This window comes from Paraburkholderia panacisoli (assembly GCF_008369935.1).
Lineage (GTDB): Bacteria > Pseudomonadota > Gammaproteobacteria > Burkholderiales > Burkholderiaceae > Paraburkholderia > Paraburkholderia panacisoli.
Window position 1 is genome coordinate 200,189 of sequence record NZ_VTUZ01000011.1, and the last position, 18,848, is coordinate 219,036.

Below are 18,848 nucleotides of genomic sequence, written 5' to 3' on the forward strand. Positions count from 1 at the left end.
GTTGTCAAAACCGGCAAGCCTACCGTATCCGCCCTGCGTGTATCAAAAGCGATAGTCGAAGGTCGCCAGCAGCGTGCGTCCGATGCCCGGCACCGACCGGCCGCCGTCCGACGGAATCAGCGCGTCGAAGTATTCCTTGTTGGTCAGGTTCAGCAGGTTCAGACGCACGTCGTATTTCTTCGCGTGATAGGCGGCGGTCGCGTCCCAGCGCGTGTAGCCCGGCACCCGCACGTAGTTCGTGTTCGACGCGTAACGCGCCGACATATAGATCGGGCCACCGCCGATTTCCCAATGCGGGGTGATCGCGTAGGTGGTCCACAGCGTCAGCGTGTTGCGCGGCGTGTTGGCCGGCGTGTGCCCTTGCGTTCCGTCGAGCGCCTTCAGGATGACCGCGTCCATGTACGTGTAACCGCCGAACACCTGCCACTTGTTGGTAATGTGCCCGGTCACGCCCGCCTGGAAGCCGTCCACGCGGATGTCGCCCGCGAGTTCGTATTCGGTCGGCGAGACTTGTGTGCGGGCGTTATCCTTTTCCTCGCGGAAGAACGCCGAGGTCACCGAGAGATTGCCGCCAAGCAGATCCCATTTGCCGCCGACTTCATACGACTTGGTCGATTCCGGCGCGAGGTTTTGCGTCAGGTTCGTCACCGTCAGGTTTTCGAGCGACGGGTTGAACGACGTGCCATACGACACGTAGTACGACTGCCAGTCGGTGGGCTGGTAGATCACGCCCACACGCACGCTGGTGAAGAAGTTGGTCTGGCTCGCGTAAGACGGCGCGCTGATCGTGTTGTGGATCTGCGCCTGAAAACGGTCCCAGCGCAGGCCGCCGATCACCTTCCAGTGCTGGTTGAGCGACACGGTGTCGTTGATATAGGCCGACAGTTCGTTTGCGCCGGAATCGGCGTAGTTGCCGACCGAGGTGGTCACATTGGACGGCGTGCTCATGATCGGCGGATTCAGCATCGGCACGACCGGCAAGTTGTTGCGCGTGTAGGCCTGGTTCGTATAGCTGTCGTGACCGAGCTCGAAGCCGGCGATCAGGTCATGCTTGATCGGGCCGGTGTCGAACTTGTATTCGAGCATCGTGTCGTTGTAGATCGAGTGGTTCTCGATCACACGGTCGTGGCTCTGCAATTTGATGAACAGTTGCGACGGCGACAGCGTCGTAAAGTTGCCATTGGTCAATGCGGTGCTCGACGCAAGCGGCCCGGTCAGCACCGCTTGAGGCGCGGTCTCGCGCGCATCGGTCATAGAGTGAGAGAGCTGCGTCTGGTTGGTCAGCGTGAGCGCGTCGGAAATCTTGTGCTTGATCGCGGCGGTGAAAATCTGCACGTCCTGGATCGTACGGTCGTCGGTCAAGCCGTAGAAGGTGTTTTTCGGCACCGGCGCGGGACGGCCGTTCAACGCCTGGATGCCGTAGTCGGGCATGTCGTGGTTGTGCTGGATCAGCGCGGACAGCGTCACTTCGGTCGGCGTGCCGATCCCGAAGCGAACTTCCGGCGCGACGCCAAAGTCTTTGTTCTTCATCACGTCGCGCGTCGAACCGAGGCTTTGACCGAATGCGTTCAGGCGGATCGCCGAGGTATCGGTCAGCTTGTGATTCACGTCGACGCTGGTGCGATAGCGGTCGTCGGTGCCGATCATTGCCGAGACTTCCGCCGAGTCCTTCAGGTTCGCCTTCTTGCTGACCTGATTGATCACGCCGCCCGTCGAGCCACGGCCGAACAGCATCGACGACGGACCGTACAGCACTTCGAGTTCTTCGAGGTCGAAGGTGTCGCGATAGTACTGGTTGCGATCGCGGAAGCCGTCCAGATAGATGTCGTTCTGCGCGGTGAAGCCGCGCAAGTTGATGTTGTTGCCGATCTGGCCGCCTTCGGCCGCGCCGATCGTCACACCCGGCGCATTGCGCATCGCGTCCTGGAACGACGTGGCGCCTTGCGAAGTCAGCAAGTCCTTGTTGATGACGGTGACGGTCTGCGGAATGTCGCGCAACGCGGTAGGCGTTTTCGCGCCGATATTCGAACGTTCAACCTGGAAGTCCTGTTGTTCAACCTGCGCCGAGACGCCGATGGTCGGCAACGTGCCGCTTTCGGCCGTGGTGTTTGCCGATGCGTTTGCCGCTGCGTTTGCCGACCCGCTTGTCGATTTGCTCTCGGCCGCCGGTTGCGACGCGGTCTGAGGAGCGGTTTGCGCAACAGCAGGTGTCGCAAATGGAATGGCAAAAGCTAGCGCTAACGCTGTCGCAAGCGGCGTGTGGTTGAACATGGAAATCCCGTCAGGTGTGCACTTGTCAAATTCGCATGTCTGAGATGCGATTAATGACAAAACTGCAATTGGCTGGCTTCCGATCGTCTGACTGACGCAGAAAGGACGGGATGGCTGGCTAGTTGTTAAATGAGAATCGCTATCATTCCACATGCATCGAAGCGCATCAATCGCGCCTTGTGTTACATCGTGCAAGGAAATTGTTTCGAAGTTTTACGGACGTATGCTTACCGTAATATTTGTTCGAACGATGATCTTGTTTTATTACACGGTTGTAATGATAAATACGCGGAAAGCGAACAACAGCAAGCCAATCGTCAAATTGATCCGCGACCCAAAACTTTCAATTAAATAACAATTACACGAAGCCTACCGACGACGTCCAATCGCGACACCGTTTATCCTTTTTGCAACACTGCATACCGCCACTGACCCGTTCACCTTCGGAGTTGACAATGCAATACCGCAAATTCGGCCGCACCGGCCTGACCGTTTCGCGCCTGTGTCTTGGCACGATGACCTTCGGCCTGCAAACCGAAGAGAATGTCTCGCATCGCATTCTCGACACAGCGGCGGACGCCGGCGTGAATTTCATCGACACGGCCAATGTGTATCCGCTTGGCGGCGACGAAAATATTGCCGGGCGTACGGAGGAAATCGTCGGGCGCTGGCTGAAGGGCAAGCGCGAGCGCTTCATTCTCGCAACCAAGGCGGTGGGCAAGATGGGGCCCGCGGCGTGGGATCAGGGCGCGTCGCGCAAGCATCTGCTGGATGCCATCGACGCGTCGCTGCGCCGCCTCGGCACCGATTACGTGGACCTCTATCAGCTGCACTCCGACGATGCGAACACGCCGCTCGACGAAACGCTCGAAGCACTGGATGCGATCGTGCGCTCGGGGAAAGCGCGCTATATCGGCGTATCGAACTTTCTCGCGTATCGGCTCGCGCGCGCGTTGGGACGCGCCGATGTGTTGCGCGTCGCGCGCTTTGTGTCGGTGCAGCCTCGCTATAACCTGCTGTTCCGTCAGATCGAGCGGGAGTTGCTGCCGTTGGCCGCCGAAGAACAATTGGCCGTGATGCCGTACAACCCGCTTGCGGGCGGCTTGCTGACGGGCAAGCACCAGTTGAATGCCGCGCCGGCGACCGGGCGCTTCACCGACACCGTCGGCAAGGCCGGCGCGATGTACCAGGAGCGGTACTGGCACGAGCGCGAGTTCGAGACGATCGGGCAATTGAAAGCAATCGTCGAGCCAACGGGCGAATCGTTGACCCGGGTTTCTCTCGCATGGGTGCTGGCCAACCCGCTCGTCACGTCAGCGATTATCGGCGCGAGCCGCGCAGAGCAGTTGAGCGATACGCTCGCGGCTTCCGAACTGGTGCTCGATGCGCAGATCAAGACTCAGCTCGACGAAGCCAGCGTGCAATACCGTTGGGGCGACGCGGCGAGATAAGCCGGACACCTCATCGCCCATATCGCAGCACCGTGCTCGTCGCGGCAATCACATGGTCCTTGATGGCCGCGTGCAGCGCATCGCGGGTCAAGCCGGCGGGTAGCGCATCGGGTGGCAGATCGAGCGCATAGACCTGCGCGACGTAGTGATGCGGCACGTCGCCGACCGGCGGACACGGCCCGTAATAACCGGTGCCGCCGGTCCGATTCGTGCCGGCGACGCTGCCGGGCGGCGCAGCGCCACCCGCAACGAGTACCGTGGTCGACGGCGCGATGCCGTACAGCACCCAGTGCGCGATGCCCAATCCCTTCGCTCCATCGGGATCGAAAATCGTGACCGCGAAACTCTTCGTGCCAGCGGGCGCCTTACGCCATTGCAGCGCCGGCGACACGTTGCCGCCGCCACAATCATTAGCGCTGGCCGCGTGGCTCGAATCGAGTGTGCCGCCATCGGCCAAACCCGGCGACGCCACTGCGAACGCTTCCACCGCGTACCCATCCGCGGTGGCCAAAGCGAGCACCGCGCACACGCCCGCCGATAACAGGCGCCTTGCAATACCAAAGCCGTATCGCGCCATATTGAACACTTCCTGATATTGGCCCGCCAACCCGGCGCTACTTGAATCGCCCCGTGCGTTGATTCGCTTCGGGCAATTGCCGCGTTTCGCGCACGGACAGCGGATGCCACAAGCGCGCGCCGCCTTCGATACCGGCATCGTTCGACACGGTCGCCACGTTCGCCGGCAACGCGAACTTCAGACGCGCCGCGTTGCCGCCGCCGATCCACAACTTGTCGTAGTTCACCAGTGACTCCAGAATGCCGATCACCTGATGAACGCGCCGGTTCCAGCGTTTATTCCCCGCCTTCTCGCGCGCGGCCTCGCCGATGTATTCATCGTATGCGACGCCTTTCTTGCTGACCGGGTGATGAGCAAGTTCGAGATGCGGCATCAACTCGCCGTCGCGGAACATCGCGGTACCCGCGCCCGTGCCGAGCGTCAGCACGAATTCGAGGCCATGCCCTTCGATCGCGGCGAAGCCCTGCATCTCGGCATCGTTGATCATGCGCACCGGCAAACCACCGAGACGCTGCGCCAACGAGTCGGCGAGCGGAATGTCATGCCAGCCTTCCACACCGAAGTGCGGCGCGGTCAGAATGCGGTTGTTGCGCACCACGCCCGGAAAGCCGATCGACATCAGCGTGGCTGGCGCCGGTTCGATGAGCGGCGCGACCAGCTTCGCCAACGCATCGACCAACTGGTCCGGCGTGCACGGATGCGGCGTCGCCACCCGCACGCGCTCGGTTTTCATCTTGCCTTCCGAATCGATGATCGCGGCTTTCAAGCCGGTGCCGCCGACGTCGATTGCAAGAATCCGCTCGGTGCTGCTCGTCACTTTCGTCTTACCTGTCGTCACGGTGTCCCCCCGATCATGTGGATGCTGATGAGCGCATGTTGGCGTTACTTCTTCTCGACTGCATGCTGTTGCAACGGCCGCCATGCATGGCCGTCGCGCGCGAGCAGCGCGTCCGCCTGGGCGGGGCCTTCGCTGCCGGCCGCATAACCGTGCACGGGCAGCGCGCCGCCGCTTTTCGGATGCAGCACGTCGTCCGCCGCGCACCAGCTCGTTTCGATGCTGTCGGCGCGCTGGAACAGCGTCGCGTCGCCGAGCATGCAGTCGTATAGCAGCGTCTCGTAGCCGACGTTGGCGCGTTCCGCGAAGAAGTCGGCATAGTCGAACGAAGATTGCACCCCGCCGACCTGCATCACCGGGCCCGGCGTTTTCACGTTGAAGTCGAAACTCGTGCCATGCGCGGGATCGATGCGCAAGGTCAGCACGTTCGGCGTGAGCGCATCGACCGGCGTATCGCGGAACAGGAGGAACGGCACCGGCTTCAGTTGCACCGAAATTTCCGTGCGACGCGCGGCCAGCCGCTTGCCGGTGCGCAGATAGAACGGCACGCCGGCCCAGCGCCAGTTTTCGACGAACACGCGTGCGGCCGCGTAAGTCTCCGTCGTGCTGCCGGGCGCGACGTTCGGTTCTTCGCGGTAGCCCACGCCCGCCGGGCCCTTTTCGTATTGACCGAACACGACATCGTCCGGGGTCAGCGGCTGGATCGCGTCGAAGATTTCGGCCTTCTTGTCGCGCACCGCTTCGGCGTCGAACGAATTGGGCGGCTCCATCGCGACCATGCCGAGCAACTGGAACAGGTGGTTCGGCACCATGTCGCGAAACGCGCCCGTCTGCTCGTAGAACTTGCCGCGCCCTTCCACGCCGATCGTTTCCGCCGCGGTGATCTGCACGCTGTCGATATATTCGCGCCGCCATATCGGTTCGAACAGCGCGTTCGCGAAGCGCACCGCGAGAATGCTTTGCACGGTGTCCTTGCCGAGAAAGTGATCGATGCGATAGACCTGCGATTCCTTTGCGTACGACAGAATGTGCGCGTTCAGATCGCGCGCCGATGCGAGGTCGGTGCCGAACGGCTTTTCGATCACGATACGGCGAAAACCGCCGCTGCCGCCCTCGCCTTCCTTCAGCAAGCCCGCTTTGCCGAGATGCTCGACGATCGGTTTGAAAAAGCGCGAGCTGACCGCGAGATAGAAGATCACGTTGCTGCCGGGTGACTGTTCGAGTTCCTGCTTGAGCTTCGTGAAGATGTCGTCGGTTTCGAACTCGCCGGCCTTGTATTCGAGGCGTTGCGCGACCCAGTTCCACGCGTGGTCGTCGAGCTTGCCGGCGTGGAAGGTGCTGGCTTTGTCGGCGGCGAATTGCTGTAGCGACTTGTGCAAGTCTTCGCGCCACTCGCTCGTCTCGCGCTCGCCATGATTGACGCCGATGATTTTCATCGCGCCGTCGAGCAGGCCGTCCACCGCGAGGTTGTACAGCGCGGGCATCAGGAGCCGCTTGGTGAGGTCGCCGCCGGCGCCGAAGATCACCAGCGTGCAAGGCGGCGCGGGCCGCTTGCCGGCCGGCGACGGCGGCGCGTCATGCGGACTCGCGCTGAGCTTGCAGCTCGGTGCCTGAGTGGCGGCGGGGTGATCGGAAGCTTGGGGGTTCGGTGTAGTCGACATGGGATTCACTTGAGGAAGCCAATGGAACGGACGTGGCGATACATGAAAGACCACGCTTGAACCGACACAGTTCAAAAACGATCTCGCGGCCCGCACGGCATGCGCCCTTGTAGGGTCGATGCAACCTCGCCGCATGCGTGTCGCCCGTGCTGCTTACTTCGCCGTGGTGGCCGCGAGCGCGGACGCGGGCTCAGGTGCAGGTTCAGGCGCGCGGGCCGGCGCCGACGCCGCGACGGGAATCGGCGCGCGTTCCAGCTCGCCCGCCAACGGCACGTTGCCCGATGCCGCCATCGCCCGCGGTTGCAGCAGCAGCGCAACGAGCCCGCTCCAGCCGGTCTGATGCGAAGCGCCGACGCCACGCCCATTGTCGCCGTGAAAGTACTCATGGAACAGCACGAGGTCGCACGAGCGCGGGTCGGTCTGCAACAGCGGATACGCGCGCATCACGGGACGCTCGCCGTCCTTGTTCTTGAGGAACAGTGTGGTCGCGCGGCGCGCCAGCTCATCGGCGATTTCGCTAAGCGAGAATTTCTGCCCCGAGCCCGTCGGATATTCGACGCGAAACTCGTCGCCGTAATAGCGGTGAAATTCGTACAGCGATTCGATCAGCAGATAGTTGACCGGCATCCACACCGGACCGCGCCAGTTCGAATTGCCGCCGAACACGCGCGTGTCGGATTCCGCCGGCAGATACTTGACGCAGAAGCTCTTGCCGTTGAGATTGAACACGAACGGCTGATCGCGATGAAAGCGCGACAACGCCCGTACGCCGTGATCGGAAAGAAATTCGCTTTCGTCGAGCGCGCGCCGCAGCAATGCTTTCATCCGGTGACCGCGCAGCACCGATAGCAGCAGCGCGTTGCCCTTGCCGGGCTCGTTCCAGCGCGAGACCAGCTTCGCAAGATCCGGACGATGTTCGAGGAACCACACGAGCCGCTCGCGCAGGCACGGCAAGCCGCCATGCAGACGCTCTTCCAGCACGTGCACCGCGAACAGCGGAATCAGCCCGACGATCGAGCGCACCCGCATCGGCATGCTGCTGCCGTCGGGCAGGCGCAGCTTGTCGTAGAAGAACTCGTCTTCGCTGTCCCACAGCCCCGTCTCGCAGCCGTCGTCGCAGCTCACGGCCTCGGCGATATACAGGAAGTGCTCGAAGAACTTCACGCCGATATCCACGAACACATGGTTCGCATACGCGAGTTCGAGCGCGATGCGCATCAGGTCGAGCGCATACGCGGCCATCCACGCGGTGCCGTCGGCCTGGTCGATGTGGCCGCCGGTCGGCAGTGGCGACGAGCGGTCGAAGATACCGACGTTGTCCAGTCCGAGAAAGCCGCCCTGGAAAATATTGTGGCCGTCGGCGTCCTTGCGGTTCACCCACCAGGAGAAATTCAGCAACAGCTTATGGAACACGAGTTCGAGAAAATCGCGATCCGCCTGGCCGGTGAGCGCGCGGTCGATCTCGTACACGCGCCACGCGGCCCATGCATGCACGGGCGGGTTGGCGTCGCTGAGCGCCCATTCGTAGGCGGGCAGCTGGCCGTTCGGATGCTGATAGCGGTCCTTCACCAGCAGCAGCAATTGACGCTTCGCAAAGGCCGGGTCGATCAGCGCGAATGCGGCCGCGTGGAACGCAAGATCCCATGACGCGTACCACGGGTACTCCCATTTGTCAGGCATCGAGACGATGTCGGCATTGCACAGGTGGCGCCAGTCCGCATTGCGGCCGTGTTTGCGGCCCGCGGGCGGTTTGGGTTGCAGCGGATCGCCGTCGAACCAGCGTTGCACGTCGTACTGGTAGTACTGCTTGGACCACAGCATGCCGGCGAGCGCCTGACGCTGCACGAGGCGCGCGTCGGGATCGGCGATCTCGTGTTGCAGCGCGCCATAGAACTCGTCGGCCTCGGCGATGCGGCGCGCAAACACCGCATCGGCATCGAACTGCACAGCGTCCGGCGCCGACTCCGGACGCCAGCGCAGATACACCACGGCGCGGCCGTGCGGCGCGAATTCGAGCGCCGCATGCGCGGCGGCCTTGGTACCGGCGTCGTGACGTATCGCCTGCTGATCGCCGTGTACGAGATAGTCGTTGAAGCCGTCCTTGAACGGACCGGCGGCGTCCGTGTTGAACAGGCGCTTCACGTTGGTGTCGTTTTCGCAGAAGAGCCACGCGAGTTGCGGCGCGTCCTTCGACCACGCCGTCACGACAATTGGCTCATGACCATGCTGGCGCCCGATCAGGTGCGTGTCACCGTTGTGGTCCGTGCCGGCGACCAGCGACGGCTTGTCCTTGTTCTCCTTCCACGACCACGAGTTGCGCGCCCAGATTTGCGGCAGCACATCGAGCGACGCGGCCTCGTCCGCGCGATTCTCGATCGTCACGCGCATCACGATGTCGTCGGGCTCGTGCTTCGCGTATTCGACCTGCACGTCGAAATAGCGCAGATCGTCGAATACGCCGGTGTCAAGAATCTCGTACTCGGGCATGTCGCCGCCGCGTCGAGCGTTTTCCTGCACCAGGTCTTCGTATGGAAAGGCGGCGTGCGGGTACTTGTAGAGCATCCGCATGTACGAATGCGTCGGCGTGCCGTCGAGGTAGAAGTACAGTTCCTTCACGTCCTCGCCATGATTGCCCTCGGCATTGGTGAGGCCGAACAGGCGCTCCTTGAGGATCGGGTCGTTGCGATTCCATAGCGCAAGCGACACGCACCAGCTCAGCTTGTCGTCACCGAAACCGGCAATGCCGTCTTCGCCCCAGCGATACGCGCGGCTACGCGCATGGTCGTGCGGAAAGGAGTCCCAGGCGGTGCCGTCGGCGCTGTAATCCTCGCGCACGGTGCCCCATTGGCGTTCGCTCAGATATGGCCCCCAGCGCTGCCAATGGGCGCAAGCGGCCGAATGCAGGCGTGATCCTTCGATGGTGTCGAGCAGATTGGCAGCGCGCAGCGGTGGCATGACTTCGTCCTTGCTTCAGGCTTGGCGATGGGACACACATCGTAGCGCGGTTTACGCGGCGATGGGCTCTCACCCGGCAAGCAGGCTTTCGACGCGCAGCAATTCGCCCAGCGACCACGCCTGAAACGGCGTGCCGGCGGGCGTATGCGGCGCGTCGCCGTCGGCGATTTCGGGCAGATGGTCGAGACCGGTGTGGTCCAGCTGCGCGTAGAGCGGGTCGAAAAACCGCGCTCTGGCTAGCGCGCGTGTGTCCGCCGCGGCGCCGTGAACCCGCAGCCATGCTTCGACGAACGGGCCCAGCAGCCACGGCCAGACGGTTCCTTGATGATAGGCGCCATCGCGCGCGAGCAGTGGCCCGCTGTAGCGGCCGCGATACGCAGGGTCGGACGGCGCGAGCGTTCGCAGGCCGAGGGGCGTGAGCAACTGCGTCTCGACCTGTTCGAGCACCGCGCGCGCCGCCGCGCCTTCGAGCAACGGGAACGGCAGGCCGCCCACTGCGAAAATCTGGTTCGGCCGGATCGAGCGGTCTACCGCGCCTTTCACGTGATCGACGTCGACGTTGTCGGCTAGCGTTTGGGTGGACGGGTCCACGAAACGTTCATGAAACGCTTGCAACGCTCGCTCAGCGGGTGGCTGCCACTGCGGGTTCCAGGTTGCTGCAATGCGCAACGCGTTGATCCAGAGCGCCTGCACCTCGACCGGTTTACCGATGCGCGGCGTGACCACCCAGTCGCCGGCTTTCGCATCCATCCACGTGAGCTGCACGCCGGGGACGCCGGCGCGCAGCAGGCCGTCGTCGGCGCAGGCCTGGATGTTGAAGCGCGTGCCTTTCGTATAGCCGGTCAGAATCGTTTCGGCGGCCTGTTGCAAGCGCGTGCGGGTCGCGGCGCCGGCGTGACGCGTGGCCAGGTAGTCGTGTACCGCGACGATGAACCACAACGACGCATCGACCGAGTTGTATTCCGGCGTGTCGCCGTAGTCGGGAAAGCGGTTCGGCAGCATGCCTTCGGACAGCATGCCCGACCATTCGAGCAGGATCGCTTCGGCTTCGTCGAGACGGTTCGACGCGATCAGCAGGCCGCGCATCGCGATGAAGGTATCGCGGCCCCAGTCGGTGAACCACGGGAAGCCCGCGAGGATCGTGCGGCCTTCGTTGCGCGAGACCACGTAGGCATCGGCGGAGCGCTGCAGGCGTGAGCCCAGCGTGATGCGGCGGTGCTGCTCGATACGCGCGAGTTCGGATGCGCGGGCGGCGGCGGCTTGGGCGTTTTCACATGGCGTTGCGACGGCGAAGGCGGACGTTCCCGCGCTGCTTGCACTGGACGCACTGAGCACCATCACCGCTTCACCGTCGGCGAGAGCGAAGCTGAACACGCCGGGCGTCGCCAGATCTTCGCTGAAGTCGAGGCCGCGCTCTTCTTCGCGCGCGTAGCAGAAGTTGCGATACCAATCGGGCGCGTGCGTGTACGCGCCGTTCGACGCGGCATGGATCACCGGCACATCGCCATACGGTTGCCAGCTCGCGCATGCGTGATCGCCGCTGGTCCGCGCGCTGAAGTTGAACGCGGTGTTCTCATGATGCAGCGCGTGGTAATCGCGGCCCGACAGCAAAGGCCTGACCTTCAGGACCAGCGCGCCCATATCAGCGGACGTTGCCGCGCCCTCCAGCCGCCAACGCAATACCGTTTCACAGGTAGCCTTGCTGACGAGGACCTCGGCGGTGAGCGCCATCTGCGCATCGAGTTGAATGCGCCACGTGGGCCACGGCGCGGTGTCGAACGCAACCAGACTCGCGCCCAGATCCGGATAGATCACATTGGGCGTATACCGCTGCATGGTCAGCGGATAGCGCCGCCCTCCCGCTTCGAGCCAGGCCTCGACACCATTGACAAGCACCATGCGCGCACCCGGCGCGCGCGTCGCGCTCAGCAGCAACGCGTGATAGCGACGCGTGCGCAACGTGCCCACGGTGCCCGACGCGAAACCACCAAAGTCGTCCGCTTCGAGCCATTCGTCTTCAAGACGCGTGATGTCGAAAGGTCGTTCGATGCGTGTCATGGATCAACCGGTTATGCAAAGCCGTCAATCATTGATTGGGCATACGTGAAGCGTCAGTCAAATGGCGTAACGGTGACCATTGTCCTTCCTGCCACTTTCCATTTCCTTTCGAAAACCGACGAATTGTCGAAAGATATGCGGCTCGCAAACGTTTCACAATTATTTCTTGAAAGGAATGGAGACTGCAGCGGTTTTCACGAAACCGTATGCAGACATGAGAACAATCAACCGCCTCGCCAGCATCGCGTCAATCGCACTTGCCACTTTAGCGTTGAGCGCTTGCGGCGCTGACGACTCTAGCGTGACCGCAGCGTCTTCATCACCGCCCGTTGCCGATAACGGCGCGCAGCAGCACCCGGCGGCATTGTCAGCGGCCGCGTTACCCGACGCATCCACGGCGCCTGCGGCGAACCCCGCCGCAGCGTCCGACCCGATCACGCAGAACATGCAAGCCAGTCTCGCTGCCGACAGCCAGCAAGTCACGCCCGTCATGCACTACGCCCCCGGCGACAGCGCCAGCAACAACTGACCTGTTTTTCCCAGCGCGCCAACGCGCGCTATTCTTTCCATCCGCAGAAGGTGATATTCGATGACATCAACTAGCCGTCGCCGTTTCCTGCAGACCGTGGCTTCTTCCGCCGGGGCTGCCGCCGCGCTGACCGCGCTGCCCGAATCGATTCGCAATGCGTTGGCCGTGCCCGCGTTCTCGCGCACGGGCACGATCCGCGATGTCGAGCACATCGTCGTGTTCATGCAGGAGAACCGCTCGTTCGACCACTACTTCGGCCACTTGCGCGGCGTGCGCGGCTACAACGACCGCTTCCCGATTCCGCTGCCGAACGGCAAGCCGGTGTGGTATCAGCCGTCGAAAGCGGACGCGACCAAGCCGGTGCTGCCGTTCCATCTGGACACGTCGACCACCAGCGCGCAATGCGTCGGCGATCTGGATCACTCTTGGTACAAGACCCATGCCGCGATCGACGGCGGCCGCTACGATCAATGGCCGGCCAACAAGACCGACATGACGATGGGCTATCACCTGCGCAGCGACATTCCGTTTCACTACGCGCTGGCCGATGCGTTCACCGTCTGCGACGCGTACTTCTGCTCGCTGCCGGGACCGACGCACCCGAACCGTTCGTATCTGATGAGCGGCATGGTCGACCCGACCGGCACGCTCGGAGGACCGCTGCTCGACAACAACGATTTCGTCGACGGCGACGGTCCGCCGAATTACCAATTGCTCTCGTGGACCACCTACCCGGAGCGCCTGCAAGCCGCGGGCATTTCGTGGCAGGTCTATCAGCAGGGCCTGACGGGCGCCGATCCGTTGAACGGCAACTACGGCACCAACATCCTGCAGAACTTCACGAACTTCATCAACGCGCAACCGGGTTCGCCGTTGTATGAGCGCGCACAAACCGTGCGCACCATCGACGACCTGAAGGCCGATGTGCTCGCGAACAAGCTCCCGCAAGTGTCGTGGCTGTGCCCGCCGGCCGCGTACTCCGAGCATCCGCAATACACGCCCGCATACGGCGCCGAATACACGTCGCAGATTCTCGATGCGTTGACGTCGAATCCCGAAGTGTGGAGCAAGACCGTGCTGTTCATCATGTACGACGAGAACGACGGCTTCTTCGATCACCTCGTGCCGCCGCAACCGGCGACCACGCCCGCGCAAGGCAAGTCGACGGTCAGCACCGACGGCGAAATTCACAACGTGGTCAATCCCGCGCGCGGCGGCAGCTACACCGCCGACGGCCTGCCCTACGGCCTCGGCCCGCGCGTGCCGATGACGATCGTGTCGCCGTGGAGCAAGGGCGGCTTCGTGTGCTCGCAGGTGTTCGATCACACGTCGGTGATCCGCTTCATCGAAACGCGCTTCGGCGTGCATGAACCGAACATCACGCCGTGGCGCCGCGCGGTGTGCGGCGACCTGACCACGGCGTTCGACTTCCGCACGCCGGACTCGAAAGTGCCGCCGCTGCCGGACACCAGCAACTACAAGAGCATCGCCGACAACCAGTGCGCGACGCAGCCCAAGCCGACCGTGCCCGCGACGCCGGGCGCCCCCGACCCGCAGGAAAGCGGAATTCGCTTTGCACGCGCGCTGCCGTATGAACTGCACGTGAACGGCGCAGTGGACACGAACGGCAACACGTTGGAGATCTCGATCGCCAACACCGGCGACCAGGGCGCGCACTTCTATGTGTACTCGACGAATCGCACCGATGGTCCATGGCGTTACACGGTAGAAGCGGACAAGTCGCTCAGCGAGACGTTCGATCTGACGGCGACGAACGGCGTCTACTCGTTCGAAGTGTTCGGGCCGAACGGCTTCGTGCGCAAGTTCGCGGGCAATGCGCAGCAGGCGAGCACGCAGAGCGCGCAGGCCGCGGGCGGCCATGGCAACAAGAAGCCGGCACAGCCCGAAGTGAAGGCGCAATACGACGTCGCGAACGGCAACGTGGTCCTGCGGTTCACCAACAGCGGCGGCGGCATCGCGCGCCTCGCTGTGACCGACAACGCGTATGGCGCACGCACGCGTCCGGTGCTGGTGCCTGCCGGCGCGCATATCGAAGAGATGTGGGTGCTCGCGACGAGCCATCACTGGTACGACCTGACCGTGACGAGCAATGACGATGCAAGCTTCTCGCGCCGTTTCGCAGGTCACGTCGAGAATGGCCGTCCGAGTATCAGCGATCCGGCAGCGGTCGCGCCGGTGTTGGTGGCGAACTAAGCCGTATCACGCCGCGCCGGGCTTCGGTCGATTCGCCGCGTGGTTCAGCGGCGGTCGATCGAAGCTTGGGGCTTTATTTCGCTGCTGTTGGGGTTGTCGTTGCGCTGAAGGGGCTCTGCACATATCGGCGGATAGCGGTACAGTCAGTCTTCGTTATTCCCCGACGATGGTGGCACCATGGATCGCAACGCCTTCACCGAAAGCCTGACGAAAGACGGTTTCCCCGAGCCTGTCATCGTGACGCGAGAAGCCAACGCAGCGATGGATGTGCACGAGCATCCGTTCGAAGCCAAGGCGCTGATCCTCGACGGCGAACTGCACATACGCATCGGCGCTGAAGAGCGACTGTACCGGCCCGGCGACGTGTTCCACTTGCCAGCGCATCAAGCGCATTCGGAGCGCTATGGTCCGAACGGCGTGACGTATCTGGCCGGCAGAAAATAACAGGACGCGCCGCCGGGCGAAAAACTCACGCGCCCAGCAAGACCCCGGTCCTGAACGGCCGCGTGCCGGTCACTCGCCCTAGTGGCGCACCCGCAGTCACGAAGCGGATGGCGCGGCGCATATAAAGCACGCCTTCAGTGTTGCTGGAGATCGTAGTCGTCTCGTCGGTCAGCGGATCGACGATATCGAACAAGGCCTGTCCGATACTGACCGTCTCGCCGATCTTCGCGCGATGAATCAGAATCCCGCTGACAGGTGCGTAAAACTGCTCGCTCCCCGCGAGCGGCGTGGCGGGCGACAGCAACGCCGGCAAAGGCTTGACGTCCCGTTGAATCGCGTTGCGCCACACCAGATAATCGACGATCGCGTCGGCATCGCGTTGCGCGACTTCGTAAGAGACATCGCGCTGGCCGCGGCATTCCACTGTCACCGCAATCGTGCCGGTGGGCACCGGCTTGTCGGCCGGCATCTGCTGCTGCAAGGTCCACCACAACAGGCTATGGGTTTCATCGAACGACTCGCCGCCCGAGTTCGTCGCCAGCAATGACGCCTGCGCGCCGAGATAGCGCGACAACGGCTCGAACTCGGGCCACGCCGCCTCGCTGGTGTACAGATGCATTGCCGCTTCGAGCGAACAGTGCAGGTCGATCACGACATCCGCATCGAACGAGAGCTTCAGCATGGCCAGTTGCAGCGACTCGAATTCGGTCAACGGTTTCTGTTCGGCCAGTTCAGCCGCAATCAGTTCGCGCACGATGCGCCGGTTCTCCGTCGCGTCGGGACCCAACGCCTCTTTCGCGCGCGCGATCAGCTTCGAGAATTGCAGGAAGTGGCGATTGAAGTTCTTGCCGCTGCCGAGGTCGAAGCGCCCGAGGAACTGACCGAGCACATACTGTCCGAGCCCGACCGGATTCGCCACGGGCACCAGCACGATTTCCGCGTGCAATGCGCCCTGCTGCTCCAGTTCGAGCAGGCGGCGTTTGAGCAATACGGTCGTCAACATCGCGGGCGTTTCGTCCGCGTGCAGCGACGACTGGATATAGATCTTCTGCCCACTATCCCGCGTGCCGAAGTGAAACGACACCAGTTCGCGGTGCGTGCCGATAGCCGGCGATAGAAGCGGAATCGATTGCCTGTTCATGAGCGGAAAGCCTGAGGGAGAAGAATAAGAAGTAGAAGATCAATTGCCGTACGGATCGAAGTCGAAGTACTTCTTCGCGATCCGCGCATACGTGCCGTCCTTGAGCATCGAGCCGATCGCTTCGTTGATCGACGCCTGCACCGCGGTCTCGTCCTTGCGCAGGCCGATGCCCACGCCGCGATCGCCCATCGACAGCGGCTCGCCGACAAACGCAAAACCCTTGCCCGCCGGCGTGCGCAGAAAGCCGAGGTCCGCTTCCACCGACCCGAGCAACGCGCCGTCCAGACGGCCGTTCTGCAAGTCCGCGAATACTTCGTCCTGGCCCTTGTACGCAATGACGTGCGCGCCGAGCGGCGTCCAGTTCTTCAGCGCATAGCCCTCGAACTGCGTGCCCGACTGCACGCCGATCTGCTTGCCGGCCAGCGCGTTCAAGCCGCCCGCGAGCGGCGAACCCTGGCGCGCGATCAGCCGCGACTTGAACTGGAAGATCTTCGACGAGAACAGAATCTGTTGCTCGCGCTTTTCGGTAATCGCCATCGACGACAGGATCGCGTCGATCTTGCGCGCCTGCAGCGCCGGAATCATCCCCGAGAATTCGAGCTCCACCCACTGGCAGCGCGCGCGAATGCGCCGGCAGATTTCGTTGCCGAGGTCGACATCGAAGCCCTGGAAGCTGCCGTCGGGCGCCTTGACGTCCATCGGCGGATAGCTCGGGTCGATGCCGAGGCGCAGCGTTCCGGACTCGGCGGCGAACACGCCGCTGCTCAAAGTCAGCGCGGCGCTCAAGATCATCAGCGGAATTTTCATGGGAGAGGGGTGTGGGATGGACGAAGGACGACCGCGCCATCGTATGCCGCCGCCGCGCCTCAAAGAAGTCCCGTTCGAACTATCATGATCACGTTTACCGATCACCGGACGGAAGTTCTTCATGGCGTTGACGATTTCCCAGTTGCGCGCATTCACGGCGGTCGCCGAGCATGGCAGCATCCGCGCGGCGTCGCGCGCGCTCGGCATCGCGCAGAGCGGCATCACGCAGCAATTGCAGAACCTCGAAGCGATGCTGGGCGCGACGCTTTTCATCCGCACGAACCGTGGCATTGCGTTGACCGCGCTCGGCCAGCGGCTGTTGCAGCGGGCCGGCGCGATCATCGGCGAATGCGAGCGGGCCGAGCAGGAAGTGCAGCAATTGCGCGGCGATTACGTCGGCGAGGTGACGTTCGGCATGACGACCGAGCCGCTCGTCGATGCGTTCGCGCCGGTGCTGATGGAATTTCGCACCCGCTTCGAGCGGGTCGCGGTACATCTGCGCACCGGCACCTCGCGGATGATGATCTCGTGGATTCGCGAAGGCACGCTCGACTTCGCGGTTGCGCTAGTGTCGAAACATACCGACACGGCCGATCTGTCGGTGACGCCGCTTTATCCGTCCGATCCGGTGATCGTCTGCCGCCAGGGCCATCCGAAGGCGGGTGCGACTTCGCTGGCCGAACTCGTCGACTGCACGTGGGTGACGACGCGCTCGCCGAATCTCACCGAAGAACCTCACGTGAATCGCTTGAGTCATCTGTTCGAAAGCCACGGCTTGCCGCGGCCGAAAATCATCGCGACGGTGGAAGGCTTGTACGAGACCTTGCATCTGATCGGCGAGACGGACTGCCTGTCGCTGGAGTCGTCGGTCGTGGCCAAACGCGGGCCGTTGGCCGGCACGCTCACGTCGATCGCCGTGCGCGAGCGAGCGGTCGAACAGAACGTCTGCCTGCTGCAGCGCGCGGCGATTCCGCTCACGCCCGCCGCCCAGGAGCTGGCGACGATGATCGCGTCGTATACGCGCACGGTGCGGGCGCGGTGAGATTGGCGTGAAATCAGTCCATGGTTTCGAGCGCGATCCGCCGCGTAATCGCGGCGGCGCGATCACTCAAAGCACTTACTGAGTGGACGCATGCGCCCTCAGAAACGCCACATATCCGTTCTGCGTCTTGAGGATCTTCTCGGTGCACTCGTCATAGTCCGAGCCCTTCTCGTTGTCCGGCCCGTACATGCCCCGGCACTGCGCAAAGACGGTGAGCGTCGCGCCCGCGCCTTTCGCGGCGCGCGTCGCCGAGAAGGCGGCATGGCCCGAACTGTAGGGTACGTCGGTTTCGATTGCGACCCCGTCCGCGCGCGTCACGGACGTCTCGGAATGCTGCTCGATATAGCGTTTCGTAAGCGCCCAGGCCGCGTCGCAGTTCTCCGGTTGGCAATCGACCGTCGCGTTGCGTTGGGCGGCGGCAAGACTGGCTTCGTTGTGGACGAACCCCTGCGCTTGCAGCGCCTGCTTTTCGGGCGATGAGCAAGCAGTGAGTCCAAGCGCGACGAGCGCAAATGCAGCGATCTTTTTCATGAGTCCCTTCCTGGCCACGATCGAGCGCGATTATAGCTGCGTGGCGCAAGCGGGCTCGCGGATTCGCGCGCGTGGGGATCGGGGCGAGAGGTGCCTTCGTCAAGGCGCGGCAAAGCGAAGCCGCCGCGCTGCGGCTACAATTGAAAAGCCCCGCCGGCCCGAGGCGGAAATAGCGGAAATAGCGGAAATAGCGGAAATACCGGTAAATGCGGCATTGGCCGTACTTACGGCAATCATCGCCACAACCCCGCCGCCCGAATCACGCGCGCTCGCGCGCCGTCGCGGCTACGCTCCGCGAAAAGGCCGGGCACGCTTCACGCTGAACACCACGA

General features: G+C 63.1%; 14 protein-coding genes. 5 read left to right on the forward strand and 9 right to left on the reverse strand.

The annotated features are described in order from the left end of the window. Positions 1-42: 42 nt before the first annotated feature. Complete coding sequence (locus FVF58_RS18700) at positions 43-2,271, reverse strand: TonB-dependent receptor (RefSeq protein WP_149671352.1); 2,229 nt, start codon at positions 2,269-2,271, stop codon at positions 43-45. Between the two features lie 455 nt (positions 2,272-2,726). On the opposite strand from FVF58_RS18700, the gene FVF58_RS18705 reads away from it, so the two are divergent. Further along, positions 2,727-3,722, forward strand: a complete 996-nt coding sequence (locus FVF58_RS18705; protein ID WP_149671353.1) for an aldo/keto reductase — start codon at positions 2,727-2,729, stop codon at positions 3,720-3,722. Positions 3,723-3,732: 10 nt separating this feature from the next. Here FVF58_RS18705 and FVF58_RS18710 read toward each other — a convergent pair whose 3' ends face one another. From FVF58_RS18710 to FVF58_RS18730, 5 genes are all read right to left on the reverse strand, one after another. After that, positions 3,733-4,299 (reverse strand): YbhB/YbcL family Raf kinase inhibitor-like protein, encoded by a 567-nt coding sequence (locus tag FVF58_RS18710; RefSeq protein WP_149671354.1) that lies wholly within the window; start codon positions 4,297-4,299, stop codon positions 3,733-3,735. A 37-nt stretch (positions 4,300-4,336) separates the two neighbouring features. After that, on the reverse strand, positions 4,337-5,116 hold the full coding sequence (locus FVF58_RS18715; protein ID WP_425468952.1) for an ROK family protein: 780 nt from the start codon (positions 5,114-5,116) through the stop codon (positions 4,337-4,339). 65 nt (positions 5,117-5,181) lie between these two features. Next, positions 5,182-6,795, reverse strand: coding sequence for a glucose-6-phosphate dehydrogenase (gene zwf, locus FVF58_RS18720; RefSeq protein ID WP_149671356.1), 1,614 nt, complete (start codon positions 6,793-6,795; stop codon positions 5,182-5,184). 153 nt (positions 6,796-6,948) lie between these two features. Continuing rightward, entirely contained in the window at positions 6,949-9,750 is a 2,802-nt protein-coding gene (locus tag FVF58_RS18725; protein ID WP_149671357.1) for an MGH1-like glycoside hydrolase domain-containing protein, read from the reverse strand. A 69-nt stretch (positions 9,751-9,819) separates the two neighbouring features. After that, complete coding sequence (locus tag FVF58_RS18730) at positions 9,820-11,808, reverse strand: amylo-alpha-1,6-glucosidase (RefSeq protein ID WP_149671358.1); 1,989 nt, start codon at positions 11,806-11,808, stop codon at positions 9,820-9,822. Between the two features lie 301 nt (positions 11,809-12,109). On the opposite strand from FVF58_RS18730, the gene FVF58_RS18735 reads away from it, so the two are divergent. From FVF58_RS18735 to FVF58_RS18745, 3 genes are all read left to right on the forward strand, one after another. Further along, on the forward strand, positions 12,110-12,337 hold the full coding sequence (locus FVF58_RS18735; protein ID WP_246217112.1) for a hypothetical protein: 228 nt from the start codon (positions 12,110-12,112) through the stop codon (positions 12,335-12,337). A gap of 60 nt (positions 12,338-12,397) precedes the next feature. After that, positions 12,398-14,551 carry a phosphocholine-specific phospholipase C gene (locus FVF58_RS18740; RefSeq protein ID WP_149671360.1) on the forward strand — a complete coding sequence of 718 codons (2,154 nt, stop codon included), beginning with the start codon at positions 12,398-12,400 and terminating at the stop codon, positions 14,549-14,551. A gap of 177 nt (positions 14,552-14,728) precedes the next feature. Further along, positions 14,729-14,995: a cupin domain-containing protein gene (locus FVF58_RS18745; protein WP_149671361.1), complete on the forward strand. Its 267-nt coding sequence runs from the start codon at positions 14,729-14,731 to the stop codon at positions 14,993-14,995. A 25-nt stretch (positions 14,996-15,020) separates the two neighbouring features. On the opposite strand, the gene FVF58_RS18750 is transcribed toward FVF58_RS18745, so the two are convergent. After that, positions 15,021-16,136 carry a succinylglutamate desuccinylase/aspartoacylase family protein gene (locus FVF58_RS18750; protein WP_149671362.1) on the reverse strand — a complete coding sequence of 372 codons (1,116 nt, stop codon included), beginning with the start codon at positions 16,134-16,136 and terminating at the stop codon, positions 15,021-15,023. A 39-nt stretch (positions 16,137-16,175) separates the two neighbouring features. Beyond that, positions 16,176-16,943 (reverse strand): transporter substrate-binding domain-containing protein, encoded by a 768-nt coding sequence (locus tag FVF58_RS18755; RefSeq protein ID WP_149671363.1) that lies wholly within the window; start codon positions 16,941-16,943, stop codon positions 16,176-16,178. A 121-nt stretch (positions 16,944-17,064) separates the two neighbouring features. Here FVF58_RS18755 and FVF58_RS18760 point away from each other — a divergent pair, with 121 nt between their 5' ends. After that, a complete protein-coding gene (locus tag FVF58_RS18760) occupies positions 17,065-17,985 on the forward strand; it encodes a LysR substrate-binding domain-containing protein (RefSeq protein ID WP_149671364.1) in 921 nt (306 codons plus the stop codon). 75 nt (positions 17,986-18,060) lie between these two features. Here the strand turns inward: FVF58_RS18760 and FVF58_RS18765 are convergent, their stop codons facing one another. Next, positions 18,061-18,516: a putative periplasmic lipoprotein gene (locus tag FVF58_RS18765; RefSeq protein ID WP_149671365.1), complete on the reverse strand. Its 456-nt coding sequence runs from the start codon at positions 18,514-18,516 to the stop codon at positions 18,061-18,063. Positions 18,517-18,848: the final 332 nt, after the last annotated feature.

What these genes read in the sequence shown, in the direction of transcription:
- FVF58_RS18700 (WP_149671352.1), bottom strand. Translation starts at nt 2,271, where the DNA reads ATGTTCAACCACACGCCGCTTGCGACAGCGTTAGCGCTAGCTTTTGCC.
- FVF58_RS18705 (WP_149671353.1), top strand. Translation starts at nt 2,727, where the DNA reads ATGCAATACCGCAAATTCGGCCGCACCGGCCTGACCGTTTCGCGCCTG.
- FVF58_RS18710 (WP_149671354.1), bottom strand. Translation starts at nt 4,299, where the DNA reads ATGGCGCGATACGGCTTTGGTATTGCAAGGCGCCTGTTATCGGCGGGC.
- zwf (WP_149671356.1), bottom strand. Translation starts at nt 6,795, where the DNA reads ATGTCGACTACACCGAACCCCCAAGCTTCCGATCACCCCGCCGCCACT.
- FVF58_RS18725 (WP_149671357.1), bottom strand. Translation starts at nt 9,750, where the DNA reads ATGCCACCGCTGCGCGCTGCCAATCTGCTCGACACCATCGAAGGATCA.
- FVF58_RS18730 (WP_149671358.1), bottom strand. Translation starts at nt 11,808, where the DNA reads ATGACACGCATCGAACGACCTTTCGACATCACGCGTCTTGAAGACGAA.
- FVF58_RS18740 (WP_149671360.1), top strand. Translation starts at nt 12,398, where the DNA reads ATGACATCAACTAGCCGTCGCCGTTTCCTGCAGACCGTGGCTTCTTCC.
- FVF58_RS18745 (WP_149671361.1), top strand. Translation starts at nt 14,729, where the DNA reads ATGGATCGCAACGCCTTCACCGAAAGCCTGACGAAAGACGGTTTCCCC.
- FVF58_RS18750 (WP_149671362.1), bottom strand. Translation starts at nt 16,136, where the DNA reads ATGAACAGGCAATCGATTCCGCTTCTATCGCCGGCTATCGGCACGCAC.
- FVF58_RS18755 (WP_149671363.1), bottom strand. Translation starts at nt 16,943, where the DNA reads ATGAAAATTCCGCTGATGATCTTGAGCGCCGCGCTGACTTTGAGCAGC.
- FVF58_RS18760 (WP_149671364.1), top strand. Translation starts at nt 17,065, where the DNA reads ATGGCGTTGACGATTTCCCAGTTGCGCGCATTCACGGCGGTCGCCGAG.
- FVF58_RS18765 (WP_149671365.1), bottom strand. Translation starts at nt 18,516, where the DNA reads ATGAAAAAGATCGCTGCATTTGCGCTCGTCGCGCTTGGACTCACTGCT.